The sequence below is a fragment of the Bergeyella anatis genome, from assembly GCF_036016955.1.
Taxonomy (GTDB): domain Bacteria; phylum Bacteroidota; class Bacteroidia; order Flavobacteriales; family Weeksellaceae; genus JAYWXI01.
On the sequence record NZ_JAYWXI010000100.1, the window covers coordinates 1 to 576 of the forward strand.

At 40.3% G+C, this 576-nt stretch carries 1 protein-coding gene; it reads right to left on the bottom strand.

The genetic code is table 11. From position 1 onward, the window contains the following. A partial coding sequence (locus VQ048_RS12430; protein ID WP_327611956.1) for a conjugal transfer protein TraO occupies window positions 1–424 on the bottom strand: 424 nt, incomplete at its 3' end. Between the last annotated feature and the right edge of the window lie 152 nt (window positions 425–576).

Here is a 576-nt window from a genome sequence, read left to right on the forward strand (position 1 = left end):
GCAGCTGTTCTCTCTGTGTTCCCCATAGCATTTGTGTTTGCCCTTGTAGGAAGACAAGTACATCTCCTACCAGATAACGCTCTAATCGTAGCCTTGCTAATCCTCCATAAACCACAGCATCTTTATTATTGATGACCGCACCATCAAATAGCGTATGATTTCCTTGATTGATGAGTTCGTAGCCTACTACACCACTCAATCCAACATTTAGGGATACATTTCGGCTACTATTCCCAATAAGGTTTAACGAGTAACCACCTTCGGAAGTAAAGGTTTCAATGGGTAAAGACTGTTCTCGATAGGTATAAACATTACGAGTGTAAGCCACTGCAAACTGCCAATAATCCCCTTCACGGGTATAGCGAATGTAGCCCAATCGAATGTCATAGGCTTTAGTATTGAGTGTTAAGGAAGTTGGAAGCAAGTTTATACTTGCCTCCAATCCTTGTTGCCCAGGGAATAGTTGTTGAGCGTTCAACAGACTTATTCCTCCAAGCCAACCACACATCACTAACAATAATCTTTTCATCATATTATAATTTTAGGTTGAATTGTTGTATTTCTCTTGCGTAAATT